The organism is Methylocapsa palsarum, from assembly GCF_900114285.1.
GTDB classification, from domain to species: Bacteria; Pseudomonadota; Alphaproteobacteria; order Rhizobiales; family Beijerinckiaceae; genus Methylocapsa; species Methylocapsa palsarum.
The window spans coordinates 95,525-110,502 of record NZ_FOSN01000013.1 but is presented as its reverse complement, the minus strand read 5'-3'; the positions used below and the strand labels follow the sequence as shown (position 1 = coordinate 110,502).

Here is a 14,978-nt window from a genome sequence, read left to right as displayed (position 1 = left end):
ACTCCCATTTCCGCCAAGCTCGTCGCCAATCTCATTACAAGGGCGGGCGCCGATCGTGTTCTTACAGTTGATCTTCATGCCGGCCAAATTCAGGGTTTCTTCGATATACCGACGGATAATCTTTATTCGGATCGCCGCCGTCGGATCCCAGACGGCCTATATCGAGCCCGGCAGCCCGTGGGAGAATGGCTACTGCGAGAGCTTCAATTCGAAGCTCCGCGACGAGCTGCTTAACGGTGAGTTGTTCTTCAGCCTGGCCGAGGCTCAGGTGATGATCGAGGCCTGGCGGCGGCATTTCAACGCCGTGCGCCCACACAGCTCTCTCAGCTATCGGCCGCCAGCGCCCGAGACAATTATCCCCCGCGGCGGAACCATCGCGCCATGGGCGAGCGCGCCAGCTATTGGAAGCGCGCGCTCGCCCAACCCCAGAATGGCGTCAGAACGCCGAATGCACTAACATTGAACCTGGATCACCCCTCGGGGCCAGGCCAATGTGATCCGTCCTTGTCACCGCTTCCCAACCTTTTCGCAGTTAGCAATCGAACCGAAAGGCCTCGCACTCAGTGAAACGGAGAGGATCAGACCGCGATCCCCCGGAGCTTAATTTTGGTCGAGCAATCGCTGGAGCATCTCGAAAGGAGACCGGCCGGCTCGCTTACGATGACTTAACCGGCGCGCCGACTGGCTCCTTGAGCTTGACGATCTGATGGTAATTGTCGCCATCGATGATTTCCACGCTGAAAAGCTTTCCGGCTTCCTCTTCCACATTGACTTCGCGCGGCCTATGGATGAGGTGGTCGAGCCCCTTGAGGGCGATCTCGCAGATATCGTCCTTCTGGTCGTAGACAATGCCAAACAGAGGTAACCAGTTAACCTGAACCTGGTCGCCAAGTTTCAGCGAGGCTATTTCAACCTGGGCCTGCGCATCCTTGAGGCCTTTCGACAGGTCATTGAAGAATTGACCCCATTCGGACTTTTCGAGTTTTCTCACGGTCATTGCCGTCTTCCTTCTTGGTTGTGGGGCAAGTGCTTATTGGCCTGCTGGGACGAAAAAAGCTCGACTAGTCGAACAGGAATGCGGTCAAGGGCGCGATGGCTTCGCTTCTTAGTCAAGCCTGTTCTGGCAGAGGGTGCCGTAGAGATAACACCGTTTTTCCGGTCCAAAACCGATTAATCTACCCTACCCCCACCCAACGTTTTATAAGCGGCAAGACCGCGGCGATGCGAAGATCGCCATCATTTGCTGGCGGCGTCACTACAAAAACGTGCGCCCTCATAATCGCTGGGCTACAAGGCACCGCCCCCGCAGGTCCGCGTTCCCACCATGATCGCGTTGGCCACAGGACCGTCAATGCAATATAATTTGAACTGGATCCGGCAGGAGGAGATCGCCCAGTCATTGTCGAACTGAAACTTGAAGTCATAGGAGATCAGCGAATTGCACGGCGTCCGGCGGCTGGTTCGGGTCGCCGAACGAGCGGGTTACCGGGATGTTCGCCGGATACAGAGTAGCGCGGACGGGCGTATAGGGATTGAAGTTGAGGTACGGGCCGGAGCTTCTGCTGGCCGACATAATCTTGTGAGTTCTGATGCGTATATTCGGCTTCAATGGTGAATCTGGTCGAGGGATCGATATTCCAGGATGAGGCAGGCGCGAGAAACACGTTTTGATTAGTGATGAAGTCGACGAATTGGCCGCCATGCGTAACGCTGCAGGAAAGCCGGTAGCTGACGGACTTGTCGGCGAGGCGCTGAATCTGGACAGGTCCGGTCAGATCGAATGCGCCAAACGACGGTAATTTACCCACTCGAATTTCAAAAGAGCCTGCTTATCTTTGTTTGCGTCGTTCTCCACGAATTCGGCCACATCCTCATGGCGCGGCGCTTCGGCATCGAGACGCCCGACGTGACCTTGATGCCCATTGGGGGCGTAGCGAGCATGAAGCGCATGTCTGAAAAGCCCGCGCAGGAACTCGCGGTCGCGCTCGCGGGCCGATGGTGAACGTCGTAATCGCTTTTGTTCTCTTCCTCCTCCTTGGCGCGATCCAACCCGAGGACTTGGCGCACATTGACGACCCACGAATCTCGTTTCTTGCGCGGACGTTTATGAACGCTGCGCCGGCCGGCACGCGCGTTAACACGGCGACGGAGGCCATCGTTCGGCGCAATCGCTAGTCGGCTGTTCATCGACCTCATCAAAGGACCTAGATTTTATGCAAATGGGACTCATAAACTCACGAGGAGTATAGCTGTGGCTGTTCAAGTCCAAGCTTCCGTTAAACACGTTGAATTCTGTGAAATCCCCGGCACGTCATCAAAGGCATCACGAATCGCTCTCGGCACCTGGGCGATCGGCGGCTGGATGTGGGGTGGAACCGATGAAGCACAATCGATTTCGACAATCCGTACTGCGTTGGACCATGGCCTCAATCTTATCGACACTGCCCCCGTCTATGGCTTTGGCCGATCCGAAGAGATCGTTGGCAAGGCGATCGCCGAAGGCGGTCTTCGCTCGCGGTTCTTGATCGCAACAAAGGTCGGGCTGGAATGGCGGGACGGCAAGGTGTTTCGCAACGCCAGCCGAAGCCGCATTATGCGAGAGATAGAGGATTCCCTGCGCAGGTTGCAAACTGATCAAATTGACATCTATCAGGTTCACTGGCCGGACCCGCTAATTCCAATCGAGGAAACTGCGGATGCGATGCTTGAGCTCTTGAAACAGGGTAAGTTCAGGGCGATCGGAGTTAGCAATTTCTCCGTGGAGCAAATGGAGAGGTTCAGGGCCGTAGCGCCGATCCACGTGCTTCAGTCGCCCTATAATTTATTTGAACGTGAAATCGACACGGATATCCTTCCCTATTGTCGAAAAAACAATATTGCGACGTTCGGCTATGGAGCTCTCTGCCGAGGCCTCCTCTCCGGAAGGATGAGACGAGACACCGTTTTCAATGGCGATGATTTGCGCCGCTCAGACCCGAAGTTTCAAAAGCCCCGATTCGCCCAATATCTCCAAGCCGTGGAGCGCCTTGACGATTTCGCGCAGACTCGCTTCGGCAAGCGCGTTATTCATCTCGCAGTCCGCTGGGTTCTCGACCAAGGCGTTACGACGGCGTTGTGGGGCGCACGCCGTCCGGATCAGTTGCAGCCGGTCGACGGCGTGTTTGATTGGTCCCTCGACGCAACCGCAAAGGCGGAAATCGATCAACTCTTGATTGAATCAATCTCAGACCCGATCGGCCCCGAGCGCCAATGACAAACATATCAAAGAGGGAACACCTGTTATGCCATTTTCGATGTCACAAGCCTCACTGCCGACCTTCAAGATTGGCCTCACTGCGTTGTCATCAATTCTCGATAAGGCGGCACTTTTTGCCTCGGCGAAAAAAATCAACGAGACAGTGCTTCTTCAATCACGCCTCTCGCCCGACATGTTTCCACTCGTCCGTCAAGTGCAAGTCGCCGCAGATCTCGCCAAGAATGGCTCAGCGCGCCTTGCCGGCTTGGATGCTCCAAATTACGAGGATAACGAGCTAACCATCGATCAACTTAAGGCTCGCCTTGTAAAAACGGTTGCGTACATCAAAACGCTGGATCCGAAGCAAATCGACGCCTCAGCAGATCGTGAGATTATATTCCCCTTGGGTCCGGCTGACAAAGGCCGCATGAAGGGAGACGACTACCTGAACCATTTCGTGCTGCCGAATTTCTATTTTCACCTCACGACTGCCTATGCGATCTTGCGGCATTGCGGCGTGGAAATCGGGAAACGCGACTTTCTCGGGGAAATACCAATTACGATGACCTAACACAGCGCAATCGCGCTTCGCTTGATTACGAGGCGGTCTCGCGATCGGGTTCGTCTAAATTTTTGGCCTGCCTGAGCCCTCAACACCGCGCGCTGCTTTGCGATCACATTGCGTAAGTAAACCACGACGCTTGTTGAACAGAGCGCAAGACGCCCTACGTCATGGGTTTCGCCGGCGCGCGCAGCGGAGCCGGATCGTATGGAGAACCACCAGATGAAACCAACTCTCCCATTGCTTTGCCTTGGCTTTTTTCTTGGCCTCGCACTTTCCAGTGGCGGCGCGTGGGCCGCGCTGAAGCTGGGCGACGCAGCGCCCGATTTCGCCGTCGAGGCCGCGCAAGGCGGAAGGGAGTTCCCATTCTCATTGGCCGAGGCTTTGAAAAAAGGGCCGGTGGTTTTGTATTTTTATCCAAAGTCCTTCACCAGCGTCTGCACGCAGGAGGCGCATGAATTTGCCGAGAATATCGCGAATTTCGAGGCCGCCGGCGCGAGCGTCATTGGCCTCTCTGGCGACAAGATCGAGACGCAAAAGGAGTTTTCAGCCTCCGAATGCCGCGATAAATTCCCGGTCGGCGCAGACCCGAGTCTCTCGGTCGCCAAGGTCTATGACGCGGCCTTCAATGTTCCGGTCATGGGCGCGGCCTTTGCTAGCCGCATTTCCTACGTGATCTCGCCCGAAGGCAAGATTCTCTACTCCTATTCCGATTCGAGCGCCGAAAAACACATAGAGAATACCCTCGCCGTTGTGAGGACCTGGCGCGAACAGCACAAGAACTGAACAAGAGTGACGCGCCGTCTTCTTCCATGGTGAGTGACACTATTGGACATCAAAGTTCTCCACGCGCCAAGCGAGGGACGGCGTCAAATGCGCATGTCTTTGTCGGCGGTTACCTTGCGACGCGTTTAGCCTTTGATTCACCAGGGCACAGGCTCGCCGCGCCAGTCGAAGAAACCGCCATTGGCATCTGCCGCGAGTTCATCGACGACGGCGAGAAGATGGCGGGTCGCGGCCGAAGGAGTGTGGACTTCCAGCGCGGTCGTCGCGAAGATAGCGTCGTGGCGACCGTGCCGGGATGAAGGGCGATGCAAAGCGCCTCCGGGGATCGACGCGCCAATTTCACAGCAGCAGTCCGCACGAGTTGATTGAGAGCCGCCTTGGACGCGCGGTACGAATACCAGCCACCCAGTCGATTATCCCCGATGCTTCCAACCCTGGCCGACAGCGTCGCGAAGACGGCCTTGCCCGATCGAGGCAACAGGGGAAGCACATGCTTCATGATCAATGCCGGTCCAATGGCGTTCAGCGCGAACGCACGCGCCAGTTTGGCCGCATCGAGTTGCCGCCAGCTCTTCTCCGGCCCTTGGCGTTCATCGTGCAGAAATCCCGTCGCAAATCACCAGTCTCAATCGCGCCGCCAGTTTCCTGGACTTCTGCGTACGCATGAGGGGATGCTGACCTCTATTCTCGAACAGACCGCGAACAGCAAGCTCGAGGCGAAACGTGAAATCTCAAGAAGCATCTGGTTCGGCTTTGGAATGTCGGGCCCCAGCGTGGCCGACGCGGAAGCGACTCCCTGGCGGCTCATTACCGAATCTTACGCCGGTCCCTCAACGAAGAAATTGTCCGGATTCTCGTTTCAACGCACCACTCAGCGCCCCTTAACTCAGCTTGCGGCTCAATCGATGCAGAACGCCGGCCTCATCAGCTATCGCCGGGGAATGATGCAAGTTCTTGATCGTTCTGCCCTCGAAAAGGCCTCGTGCGAATGCTACGCGATCGTCAAGGAGCGGTTTGACGCCTTTCTCGCCCCGCCCTCGACCGCGTTTCGGGGCGATACAAAAGGGCGAATAAACTGAGGACGATTGACGACAGGCGCGCGACGTTGCGCGTGCGCGGCTGGCAGCCGCCCATCACCTCGGGCTCTCGGGCTCTGATAATGGACGTCGGTCTGGACCATTGCCTTTGGGAGGGGCTGGTGGACAGCGCGCACCTCTCTTGTCTCAAGGCGGACCGAGCCGAGTCTGGCAATAGCGGCAAATAGGGTGCGCAGGGCGCAACCGAGGCCCGGGGGCCGTTTCGGCTGCGTAGCCGAAGCTTGCTCCCCGCCGCCGAACTTGGCCTGGGCCGACAATTCCGCCTGGCGTTCAGCGACATAAAAACGTTCAGGCACCCCCTTCGCCATGTCCGCGCTCCCCCAAACAAGAATAAGTGAATTAACTCAATGCCGATTCGGCCAGTAGTTTTGGTGATGCGGTCAGTGGGCTCGCCTTGGCCATACTGCCCAGGCATTCCAAAGGAGATGACTACCGTCGAGCTATATGCCGCCTTAGATGTCGCGCTCGAGAACACCGCCTTATGCATCGTCGACCGCGCCGGTCCACATAGGATGATTGGGGGCCCGAGGCCCTGACGCCCGAGCAGGCGCGCGACCTCCTGGAAATCGTCGAAGACCGATACGATAAGGGGTCTCTCATCATCACCAGCCAGATCCCGGTCGACCGCTGGCACGACATGATTGGGATCGCGACGCTCGCCGACGCGATCCTCGACCGCGTCGTCCACAACGCCTATCGGATCGATTTGGCGGGACAAACTCTGCGCAAGAGTCGTTCGTCCGCATGAAATCCACGAATCCATGCACCCTTGACCAATCAGAAACGGCGAAACATCATCAATCCTGACCTGTGGCAGCAAACTGCAAGTGGCCGGCATCAAATCGGAACGCTGGCCGGCTTCAGATCGGAATGCATGGCCGGCTTCGTCGGTATCCGCAAATATATCTGTAAGCTCTGGACAAAAGAGCCAAACAGATTCAATCTAGACCCGCTCCATCATATGCCGGGACTAAACATCTAGCTGCCGATTCTACTTCTGAGAAAGAGCGAGAATATAGGCAGTGATGGAGTTGATTTCCTGGCGAGACAAAATGAGGTCGGGCATGGGCGGATGCGATGACCTTAGAAACACTTTGATTGCAAGTTCGTTCGTCGAAGGCATACGACTGATGTCTATAAAACTAGGCGCGGCAGAGTTGGGCCTCGGCGTTGTTGAGGCGGGGTCAATTTGATGGCAACCGCTACATTCCGCCTCCGCGAGGCGGCGGCCAGTAGAAGGATCGGACCCTTGTGCACGAACGGACGTGACGGACGCAAAGGAACCAACAAGCACTGCCATAACTATTAATATTATCATTGTTAAACTCCGCAGCCTTTTCGGCAGGCCAGTCTTATAAAGGTGAGACTTCGATGATTTCCGTGAGCATTTCGTCAACGTCTCATCCGCGCTTTCGGCATCGCTAAAGTCCAAAGGGGTAAGTGTCCGGCGCGCCGTGAGGGGACCCTCCGGAGAGCGGCGTCACCGCGCTGGTTTGTTCGAACCAGACATAGGCGTCGAACTGGTCGCAGAGGACAGCCTGAAAATAGTGGCTCGCGAACTCAGTTTCGGGGCGGTAGATAACGCCAATGGCGCGCTCAAGCCGGGGTTTTGACAAGACATCGCGCAATTCATGGCTGCGCCCGCTTCGCCAGTCGGTCAAGGACCGCTCAACCGAAGTTTCACGAAAAACGCGCTCATAGCTGTCGGGACGCGCTGGAACCACAGTCTTCACCTCCATCGGACCATCCCAATCGCTGGCGGCCGCGACCGTCCCGCGATCCGTGCCGAAACCAATCAGAGCCGCGGAGTCGGCGAAGGCGGCCCGGCAAAGCTCCCCGATGTTGAACTCGCCCTGCCAGCCCATGGCCGTCGCCGCCGCGTTGCCGATGTGCGAATTGTGCGCCCAGACGACGGCTTTGGCGTCGTCGCCCCTCGCATCGAGTAGCCGCGCAAGCGTCTGGAACATGTGACGATCGCGAAGATTCCACGAATCCATGGAGCTGCGGTACATCACGCGATAGTAGTGTTCGGCGGCCAGCACAATCCGGGCGTTCTGCGCCGCGTCGAAAAAGGAGTCTCCGTCGCGGCGCATATAGGCAAGTCTATTTTCAAGGAGAGCGCCAAGTTCCGCGACAACTCCGTCTTCACATGGGGGTTTGGCGAGATGACGGGCAGCGCGACCATAGCCGCTGGGATCTTCCTGCCATGGGGTCAAACACCCGTATCGCTTGCGCGCCATCTTGGCTTCGTCCGGGTCGACCCGATCGAGATACGCCAGAACGGCGGCGATCGAGCTTCCCAGACTGTAGATGTCGAGCCCTCTGAATTGCGTTCGCGCCTTCGACGGTTGCGCCTCGTTATGCACGCGCAGCCATTCCACGAAGTCATGGACTTCGACATTTCGCCACATCCAAGTCGGGAAGCGTGAAAAGGCTTCCTCGGACGATGGTTCATGCGCGTGGTGGCGGACGTGGCGGTCGATCCGCGCCGCGTCCGGCCAGTCTGCTTCAATAGCTACGATGTTGAACCCATGCTTTTCAATCAGGCGCCGCGTGATCGCGGCGCGGGCCAGGTAGAACTGCGAAGTGCCATGCGTCGCCTCGCCGAGAAGGACGACTTTCGCATCCCCGAAACGATCGAAAGCCTGGCCGAAATCCGTCGCCTCCTCGGGCGGCGGCAGAGGCTCGCAACAAGCGTGAACGATCGCGACGGCTTCGGCATCGCCTTCGCACTTTACTTTAAGTGCCTCAGAATTAGCGAGATCGGACATGACAGATCCTCACTTGAAATCGTGTTCGCCAATGAGCGAACCGTGACCTGCGCGACCCCGACCACAATTTGGGCGACGGGGCGGATTTCTGCGGATGCGCTGGGCAACGAAGGCGTCGTCGAGCACGCTACCGCGACGGAAGTAAACCTCGCCGTCGCCGGCCGCTTCGATGGATGCGCAATCCGCTTAATGCGGATTCGCCTGACTGCGCATTTCTCGAACGCACTCCTCAAGCTGGCGCTGCGCCGCCGCAAAGGCATCCTTGATCGCCACCATGAGGTGTTCATGCTCCGGCGCGTCGCCGTGCGTTTTACTGACGATGATGTCCTTATGTTCCGGCATCGCGATGCGAATGTCGATTTTGAACAGATCGCCATGCCGATGCCGTGTCTGAGGCGCAATGACCGTCACGTCGCAACTCGTGATCCGATCAGAGAATCTCTCCAGACGTTTGGCCTGCCTTTCGATTTCCAATCGGATCGTTTCAGAGGGCTCGGTATTCTGGAAAGCGATTTCAAGCGGCGTTTGCATCTTACGGTCCCTTTTTGAGGCTCCAACGGCGCGGCATCTCCAACGCGTCGTAGGTCAGATTAGACCCCAAAAAGCCCTCTTCAAGATAGTCCGACACGAGAGGATCTCGATCACATCGTTTGACGGCCGATCTTGGGGTGAGAAAGCATGATCCTGCAGGCCGCGCTTCACGTGAACGCTTTGATCAGGGCGTCAAGTCTGACCTTGTTTGACTGATCGTGATGGAGCACCGGCGGGATTTCCTTGTCGATTCCCAGCAGCTGATAGACGGCGGTCTGAGCCGCTCGCACCGAGTATTCTACGGTGAACACAGTATCCTCTGGCAACTCAACGAACTGGCTGACAAAGGCGAGATTCCGGCTATTGGCGGGAACGGGCAAAGGCCGATCGCCGACTGTGCGGGGCATGAACATCGAGGTGATGTAAGGCATCCGGCACGGGATGCAATTAGCGCTCGCAAGAACCCGCCGGTCGAAATTCAGGTGACCGCAAAGTTCCTGAAGAATGTCTGCGCCCGTGCAATCGCTCATCGACTTTACGACGAAATTGCCGATGCGATCCGGGTGAAGGGCGTAGCCCCAAAAGACCTGAACATCTTCTGGTTGGTTTGCAAAATGAGGCTGGTGCGCCAGCACAACTGACATCAGCCAGTTCGAGTCCTTGAAGGTCACAAGCCCACCAGTGCCCGCTAAGTCGCCGGTGAAGTCCTCCATGGCGTCAAAAAACGCGCTGTCGTGAAGCGTGACGGTAAAGGACTCCCACAAGGATTCAGGAACGCTGCGGGTAAAAGCTGCGGGATTGCCGAATTCTGGGCGACCGGCAGCCAGTTTCTCCCACAGCGCCCATCCACCACTGTCGGCCTTGGTCAATTGGGCCGGCGCCATCGTCATCGAGCCATAGGTCGAGGCATCGGTCATCGATCCGTTCTGGAAGAATACCAGATCGCTATCGGCCACCGGGACTGTCTCGATCTTCCCCGACCGTATCAAGCTCAGCGCTTCGGCGATGACCTCTCCATCTTCGAGGCGCAGCGCGATGTCGCTTACTTGACAATCGGTCACAAATTGCACGCCCGCATCGCGCAGCCAAGCGACCAGCGGCGCAACGAGCGAGTCATACTGGTTAAACACCGTTCGCTTCACCCCGGCCAATGTCTCGATGCGGGTGAACTCTAGTATGAAGCGATGAAGATAGCGCCGAAACTCAACGGCGCTGTGCCAAGGCTGAAAAGCGAACGTGGTAGCCCACATGAACCAGAAATTTGTGCGGAAAAATTCCGGTGAGAGCCAGTCGGTGACCCGGCTGTCCCCAAGCATCGCCTCATCGGCTGCGACGAGTTTGAAGAGGTCGACCCGATCCGCCATGGAAAACCCCATGGATTTCACATCCAGACGATGCCGGTTGGCGTCGACCAGACGGGCGTCGGCGTGGGCGATATTGGCCTCGTTGAACGCCACGGTATCGTCGCGAACGCTACGGTCGGCATTTGTCAGGGACGGGATCGTGTCAAATAACCCCCATGTACATTCGTAATTGTCGGTCGTCAGCATCCTCCCGCCGCGCATAGTGTAGCCGTCAGTCGCGTTGCCTCCGCCGTCAAGACTGCCCCCAAGGGTCAACATGGCTTCATAGATCGTGATGCTGGATCCCAGAATGCCACCGTCGCGGATCATGAACGCAGCCGCCGCCAAAGATCCGATGCCGCTCCCCACGAGGTAGGCTTTGGTGCTTCGCAAGTTCATTGAAGCAGTATTCATGTGGATCGGCGTGATCTCGATATCCATGGTAACGTACCTGTCAAGGGCGCTGCGGCACAGGGTGGCACTCTCGCCACGCTGAACTGCCTTCGCGCGACAATCGTTCCGCTACCGCTGCGCGGAGTCTGCCGGCACCAGTCGCGATACTCGACCCTTTGGGGAGTTGGACCAGGGACCGGCCAAACGGCAAGCCTCGGAAACTACTCATTGCGACTCTGCGCTTTGGCACGGAGGCTTGCATGGAAATTACTCGCCTAACGAAGCCGAAGCAGGCTTGCATGAGGACCGTCGCCGCCTAGTCTAGTACCCAGAATCACCGAACCGCGGAGATTGGCTTGAGGCGTTTCTGATGGACCTCGGACGCTGTCCTTTCGAAGGGCTTTGCGGTCTCGTTGTAGAGCCTCGAGAGGAAATTAGAAGCATCCGGCTAGTCCCGGAATGCTCGCTGAACGCGGGGCAGCGTCTGATTCAAAAAGCCTGAAAAGGCTTGTCCGCGTAGACAAATAGAGAAGAGCAATTTCTGCACGCCGAAACATATCGCCATCTTCAGCTGAGCTCTCAACCTACATCCGCAGCTTTTCTACTTTCAAGCGCCTGATTAGATTCCGACCCTGTCTTAAAATTTGCCTTGTCGGTAATAAGCCAAAATCGGCGGCCATACGCTTGGAGCCAGGGTCTCGAAACAGCCCCTCTGGATCAATGAGAGCGTAACAGCGGCGTCGAGCAATACCTCGCAACGAAAACTCCGGAGAAATTCATGTTTGACGATAAACAATTAAAGCAGGCCGTGCTTGACGAACTGGCCTGGGAGCCAAGCGTGAATGCAGCTCACATTGGCGTTACTGCAAAGAATGGCGTTGTGACGCTCATGGGCCACGTTGAAATCTATGCTCAAAAGTCCGCGGCGGAAAGAGCCACAAGGCGTGTCAAGGGCGTAAAGGCAGTTGCCGAGGAACTGGAAGTTCAGTTGCCGTTCAGCTTTAAGCGAAGCGACGAAGAAATTGCTGCAGCGGCGATAGCCCGACTGGCCTGGGACGCGGCGGTTCCGATGGATTCTGTCAAGGTTAAAGTGGAAAAGGGTTGGGTCACTCTGACCGGTGAAGTCGATTGGCACTATCAGCAGCAGTCAGCAAGTGACGACATCCGCGGACTGTCAGGCGTGATCGGCGTATCCAATGATATAAAGATCAAGCCCAGGGTCAATGCGGAGAACATCAGAGAAGATATCATGGTCGCGCTTCATCGGTCATGGTTCGAGCCAAATCGGATCAATGTGAGCTCGCAGGGCGGAAAAGTGCAACTAACTGGATCGGTGCACTACTGGTCTGAGCGAGAGGAGGCTGGGTCGACCGCGTGGGCGGCGCCGGGTGTGATCTCTGTCGAGAATGATATCAGAGTCGACTGATTTAGGCGGCGCGCCGTTGGTCTGTTTTAAGGGGCCGGCGGCGTCCTTTTTTAGATGCGATTTGTCTTGCCGAAAACCTGAAGACTTAACCAAAAGTGTTTCAGCTTCGGAAAGAACGTGACAAATGCCCTTCAATCGGCTTGGAGCCTCATGCGCCCTCACCTCAATCCTGATCGCGAAACGGCGGACTTGGCGCAGTTGCCGCAGCCCACCGGCGTTGAAAACTTTAGGCCGCCCATTCTGGAACACAACGTTTCACGGCGGGTCTCTTCAAACAGCAAACTCGTACTCCTAACGCCTGCGGAAATGGACAGCGCCGACAACTTGACTGTATCGAGGGGAGCCAACGAGTCTGAGCTCATGGAATCCGCTGGCAGAGCGGTCTCCGTCGCAGTCGGAACGCGATGGCTGATGCGGCCTGTCACGGTCTTGTGCGGGCCAGGGAACAATGGCGGAGACGGCTTTGTCGCCGCTCGCCACCTCGCTGATGCTGGTTGGCCGGTAAAACTGGCTCTTTTGGGATTGCGCGATAAGCTTGCGGACGAAGCCGCCCGAGCCGCTTGTCTATGGAGTGGACCGATCGAGCCCTTCACCCCGAATTGCCTCGACGGCGCGGGGATCGTTGTCGATGCTATTTTCGGTTCAGGTCTGTCCCGGCCCGTGGCCGGGCCGGCGCGCGAAATGCTCGAGGCGCTGAAAACGCGCCGGATTCCAACCTGCGCCATCGACGTTCCAAGCGGCCTCGACGGCGCCAACGGAAATGTTCTGGGCGCTGTAGCGCCTGCGGACCTTACAGTTACCTTTTTCCGCAAAAAGCCTGGCCATCTGCTCTTTCCTGGGCGAGGGCTTTGCGGAGATGTTGTCGTGGCCGACATCGGCATCCAGACCGCTGTACTTGATGTCATCAATGCGAGGACATGGGAGAACGGTCCTGAAATATGGCTCGACGTTTACCCGTGGCCCGAGCCTGAAAGTTACAAGTATGAGCGCGGCCAAGTCCTCATCCTTGGCGGGGAGGCGATAACCGGCGCAAGCCGCATGACCGCGGCAGCTGCCGCTCGCGCCGGTGCGGGAATGGTTACCCTCGCCGCTCCAGCCAAGGTATGGAGCATCTACGCGGCGTCGTTGCTCGATACGATCGTCCGCAGTTTCGACAGCCTGGCGGAATTCGAGGCTTTATTAGCCGACGTCCGCCGCAATGTCTTCGCGATTGGGCCGGGAGCGGGTGTGGGCCCATCGACCCGGCAATATGTTTTGTCTGCGCTCGCGACAAAACGGGCGATAGTGCTTGACGCTGACGCCCTGACCTCGTTCGCGGAGGCGCCAGAGGATCTGTTCGAAGCTATTCGCGGACCCTGCGTATTAACGCCGCATGCGGGTGAGTTCATGCGGCTCTTTCATTGCGAGGGGGACAAGCTGCAACGCACCCGGAGCGCGGCCAATCAGTGCAACGCCGTGGTCTTACTAAAAGGTCCCGACACCGTCATCGCTGCGCCGGACGGACGAGCGATTATTAACTCAAACGCCCCCGCCCAGCTTGCAACTGGCGGCAGTGGCGACGTCCTGACGGGCTTTGTCGCAGCGCTACTCGCCCAAGGAATGGAGCCCTTCGAGGCAGCCGCCGCTGCGGCTTGGCTGCATGGGGCGGCGGCAGAGGCATTGGGCCTGGGTCTGGTGGCGAAGGATCTCCCCGACGCCCTCCCCCGCGTGCTGCAAAAGCTCAAAGCACTGTTCGACGCCAAGGATCGCACAGTCGTTCGACCTTTCTCTTGCGCCTAACGGGGCGCAAGGCCTTCCTCAGCGGTGCTTTGGCCGAACAAGGATAGTACAATGCAGGCGATGGTGCTCAGCAAACCAGGTACGCCACTCGTGTGGACCGAACTGCCCGATCGGGATCCAGGGGCGGGCGAAATTCGGGTGAAGGTTCTCGCCTGCGGCGTCTGCCGCACCGATCTTCATGTTCTAGACGGAGAACTGCCGCATCCGAAGTCGCCGATCATTCCGGGGCACGAGATTGTCGGGCGGATCGATGCGATCGGGCCGGGCGTCGCCGGCCTCGCGATGGATCAGCGAGTGGGCATTCCCTGGCTCGGCCACACCTGCGGCGTCTGCCCCTATTGCGAGGCGAAGCGGGAAAACCTGTGCGACGCGCCCCTCTTCACCGGCTATACGCGCGACGGCGGCTACGCGACGGCGGCGATCGCGGACGCGCGGTTCGCGTTTCCCCTCGGCGAAACCGGAAGCGACGTGTCGCTGGCGCCACTCCTCTGCGCGGGATTGATCGGCTGGCGCTCGCTCGTGATCGCGGGCGAAGCCAGGAAGCTCGGACTTTACGGGTTCGGAGCCGCCGCTCATATCCTCGCACAAGCCGCAAAGTGGCAAGGGCGGGAGGTGTTCGCGTTCACCCGACCCGGCGACGACACCAATCAGGAATTCGCCCGAAGCCTCGGCGCGGTTTGGGCGGGCGGGTCCGACGAGGCGCCGCCCGAACCGCTCGACGCCGCGATCATCTTCGCGACCGTCGGCGATCTCGTCCCATTGGCGCTGAAGGCGGTGCGAAAAGGCGGACGCGTAGTTTGCGCCGGCATACATATGAGCGATATTCCGAGTTTTCCCTATGAAATTTTATGGGAAGAACGCCAACTCGCCTCCGTCGCCAATCTCACGCGGCAGGACGGCCTCGATTTTCTTGCGCTCGTTCCGCGGATGGGCATCGTCACGAAGACAACGGCTTACCCGCTTGAGCAAGCCAACGAAGCGCTAGCCGATCTGCGAGCAGGCGCTTTCGAGGGTGCGGCGGTGCTCTTGCCGTAAATGGTTTTGGAGCATCTTCT

14 protein-coding genes and 4 pseudogenes are annotated in these 14,978 nt (G+C 58.0%); 11 read left to right on the top strand and 7 right to left on the bottom strand.

Annotated features, from left to right (window positions below; all coding sequences use genetic code 11):
• Nucleotides 1-457, top strand: a 457-nt coding sequence (locus BM177_RS14295; RefSeq protein WP_244532342.1) for an integrase core domain-containing protein, incomplete at its 5' end; no start/stop codon positions are given.
• A 198-nt stretch (nucleotides 458-655) separates the two neighbouring features.
• Here the strand turns inward: BM177_RS14295 and BM177_RS14290 are convergent.
• Both BM177_RS14290 and BM177_RS20090 read right to left on the bottom strand, forming a co-directional pair.
• Nucleotides 656-997, bottom strand: coding sequence for a DUF5335 domain-containing protein (locus BM177_RS14290; RefSeq protein ID WP_091684788.1), 342 nt, complete (start codon nucleotides 995-997; stop codon nucleotides 656-658).
• Nucleotides 998-1,430: 433 nt separating this feature from the next.
• Nucleotides 1,431-1,808 (bottom strand): hypothetical protein, encoded by a 378-nt coding sequence (locus BM177_RS20090; RefSeq protein WP_175492612.1) that lies wholly within the window; start codon nucleotides 1,806-1,808, stop codon nucleotides 1,431-1,433.
• Nucleotides 1,809-1,831: 23 nt separating this feature from the next.
• Between BM177_RS20090 and BM177_RS20085 the strand changes: the two are divergent.
• From BM177_RS20085 to BM177_RS14265, 4 genes and pseudogenes are all read left to right on the top strand, one after another.
• A pseudogene (locus BM177_RS20085) lies at nucleotides 1,832-2,100 on the top strand (site-2 protease family protein); the annotation flags it as partial.
• A gap of 151 nt (nucleotides 2,101-2,251) precedes the next feature.
• Nucleotides 2,252-3,253, top strand: a complete 1,002-nt coding sequence (locus BM177_RS14275; RefSeq protein ID WP_342028916.1) for an aldo/keto reductase — start codon at nucleotides 2,252-2,254, stop codon at nucleotides 3,251-3,253.
• A 28-nt stretch (nucleotides 3,254-3,281) separates the two neighbouring features.
• A complete protein-coding gene (locus BM177_RS14270) occupies nucleotides 3,282-3,806 on the top strand; it encodes a DUF1993 domain-containing protein (RefSeq protein ID WP_091684779.1) in 525 nt (174 codons plus the stop codon).
• A gap of 213 nt (nucleotides 3,807-4,019) precedes the next feature.
• Entirely contained in the window at nucleotides 4,020-4,583 is a 564-nt protein-coding gene (locus tag BM177_RS14265) for a peroxiredoxin (protein WP_091684817.1), read from the top strand.
• Nucleotides 4,584-4,720: 137 nt separating this feature from the next.
• Here the strand turns inward: BM177_RS14265 and BM177_RS14260 are convergent.
• Nucleotides 4,721-5,196 (bottom strand): annotated as a pseudogene (locus tag BM177_RS14260) (SDR family oxidoreductase); the annotation flags it as partial.
• Nucleotides 5,197-5,254: 58 nt separating this feature from the next.
• On the opposite strand from BM177_RS14260, the gene BM177_RS20710 reads away from it, so the two are divergent.
• On the top strand, nucleotides 5,255-5,662 hold the full coding sequence (locus BM177_RS20710; RefSeq protein WP_244532341.1) for a hypothetical protein: 408 nt from the start codon (nucleotides 5,255-5,257) through the stop codon (nucleotides 5,660-5,662).
• Nucleotides 5,663-6,191: 529 nt separating this feature from the next.
• Nucleotides 6,192-6,428 (top strand): annotated as a pseudogene (locus BM177_RS14250) (ATP-binding protein); the annotation flags it as partial.
• Nucleotides 6,429-6,671: 243 nt separating this feature from the next.
• On the opposite strand, the gene BM177_RS14245 reads toward BM177_RS14250, so the two are convergent.
• The 4 genes from BM177_RS14245 to BM177_RS14230 all read right to left on the bottom strand — a co-directional run bounded on the left by BM177_RS14245 (nucleotide 6,672) and on the right by BM177_RS14230 (nucleotide 10,766).
• Complete coding sequence (locus BM177_RS14245; protein WP_091684815.1) at nucleotides 6,672-6,980, bottom strand: c-type cytochrome; 309 nt, start codon at nucleotides 6,978-6,980, stop codon at nucleotides 6,672-6,674.
• Between the two features lie 121 nt (nucleotides 6,981-7,101).
• Entirely contained in the window at nucleotides 7,102-8,451 is a 1,350-nt protein-coding gene (locus BM177_RS14240) for an erythromycin esterase family protein (protein ID WP_091684773.1), read from the bottom strand.
• Nucleotides 8,452-8,637: 186 nt separating this feature from the next.
• Nucleotides 8,638-8,982, bottom strand: coding sequence for an HPF/RaiA family ribosome-associated protein (locus BM177_RS21165; protein WP_091684771.1), 345 nt, complete (start codon nucleotides 8,980-8,982; stop codon nucleotides 8,638-8,640).
• 167 nt (nucleotides 8,983-9,149) lie between these two features.
• Nucleotides 9,150-10,766, bottom strand: coding sequence for an oleate hydratase (locus tag BM177_RS14230; RefSeq protein WP_244532340.1), 1,617 nt, complete (start codon nucleotides 10,764-10,766; stop codon nucleotides 9,150-9,152).
• A gap of 730 nt (nucleotides 10,767-11,496) precedes the next feature.
• Between BM177_RS14230 and BM177_RS14225 the strand changes: the two genes are divergently transcribed.
• The 4 genes and pseudogenes from BM177_RS14225 (at nucleotide 11,497) to BM177_RS14215 (ending at nucleotide 14,958) form a co-directional block, all read left to right on the top strand.
• The gene (locus BM177_RS14225) at nucleotides 11,497-12,144 is read left to right on the top strand and encodes a BON domain-containing protein (RefSeq protein WP_091684768.1); all 648 of its coding nucleotides are present in this window, start codon (nucleotides 11,497-11,499) and stop codon (nucleotides 12,142-12,144) included.
• Nucleotides 12,145-12,294: 150 nt separating this feature from the next.
• Nucleotides 12,295-12,969 (top strand): annotated as a pseudogene (locus tag BM177_RS21030) (NAD(P)H-hydrate epimerase); the annotation flags it as partial.
• Between the two features lie 39 nt (nucleotides 12,970-13,008).
• Nucleotides 13,009-13,923 (top strand): NAD(P)H-hydrate dehydratase, encoded by a 915-nt coding sequence (locus tag BM177_RS21025; RefSeq protein ID WP_342028917.1) that lies wholly within the window; start codon nucleotides 13,009-13,011, stop codon nucleotides 13,921-13,923.
• A gap of 51 nt (nucleotides 13,924-13,974) precedes the next feature.
• Nucleotides 13,975-14,958 carry a zinc-dependent alcohol dehydrogenase family protein gene (locus tag BM177_RS14215; RefSeq protein WP_091684764.1) on the top strand — a complete coding sequence of 328 codons (984 nt, stop codon included), beginning with the start codon at nucleotides 13,975-13,977 and terminating at the stop codon, nucleotides 14,956-14,958.
• The last annotated feature ends 20 nt before the right edge of the window (nucleotides 14,959-14,978 follow it).

Excerpts from the sequence above, each read along its gene's own strand:
- BM177_RS14290 (WP_091684788.1), bottom strand. The coding sequence starts at position 997 with ATGACCGTGAGAAAACTCGAAAAGTCCGAATGGGGTCAATTCTTCAAT.
- BM177_RS14270 (WP_091684779.1), top strand. The coding sequence starts at position 3,282 with ATGCCATTTTCGATGTCACAAGCCTCACTGCCGACCTTCAAGATTGGC.
- BM177_RS14265 (WP_091684817.1), top strand. The coding sequence starts at position 4,020 with ATGAAACCAACTCTCCCATTGCTTTGCCTTGGCTTTTTTCTTGGCCTC.
- BM177_RS20710 (WP_244532341.1), top strand. The coding sequence starts at position 5,255 with ATGCTGACCTCTATTCTCGAACAGACCGCGAACAGCAAGCTCGAGGCG.
- BM177_RS14245 (WP_091684815.1), bottom strand. The coding sequence starts at position 6,980 with ATGGCAGTGCTTGTTGGTTCCTTTGCGTCCGTCACGTCCGTTCGTGCA.
- BM177_RS14240 (WP_091684773.1), bottom strand. The coding sequence starts at position 8,451 with ATGTCCGATCTCGCTAATTCTGAGGCACTTAAAGTAAAGTGCGAAGGC.
- BM177_RS21165 (WP_091684771.1), bottom strand. The coding sequence starts at position 8,982 with ATGCAAACGCCGCTTGAAATCGCTTTCCAGAATACCGAGCCCTCTGAA.
- BM177_RS14230 (WP_244532340.1), bottom strand. The coding sequence starts at position 10,766 with ATGGATATCGAGATCACGCCGATCCACATGAATACTGCTTCAATGAAC.
- BM177_RS14225 (WP_091684768.1), top strand. The coding sequence starts at position 11,497 with ATGTTTGACGATAAACAATTAAAGCAGGCCGTGCTTGACGAACTGGCC.
- BM177_RS14215 (WP_091684764.1), top strand. The coding sequence starts at position 13,975 with ATGCAGGCGATGGTGCTCAGCAAACCAGGTACGCCACTCGTGTGGACC.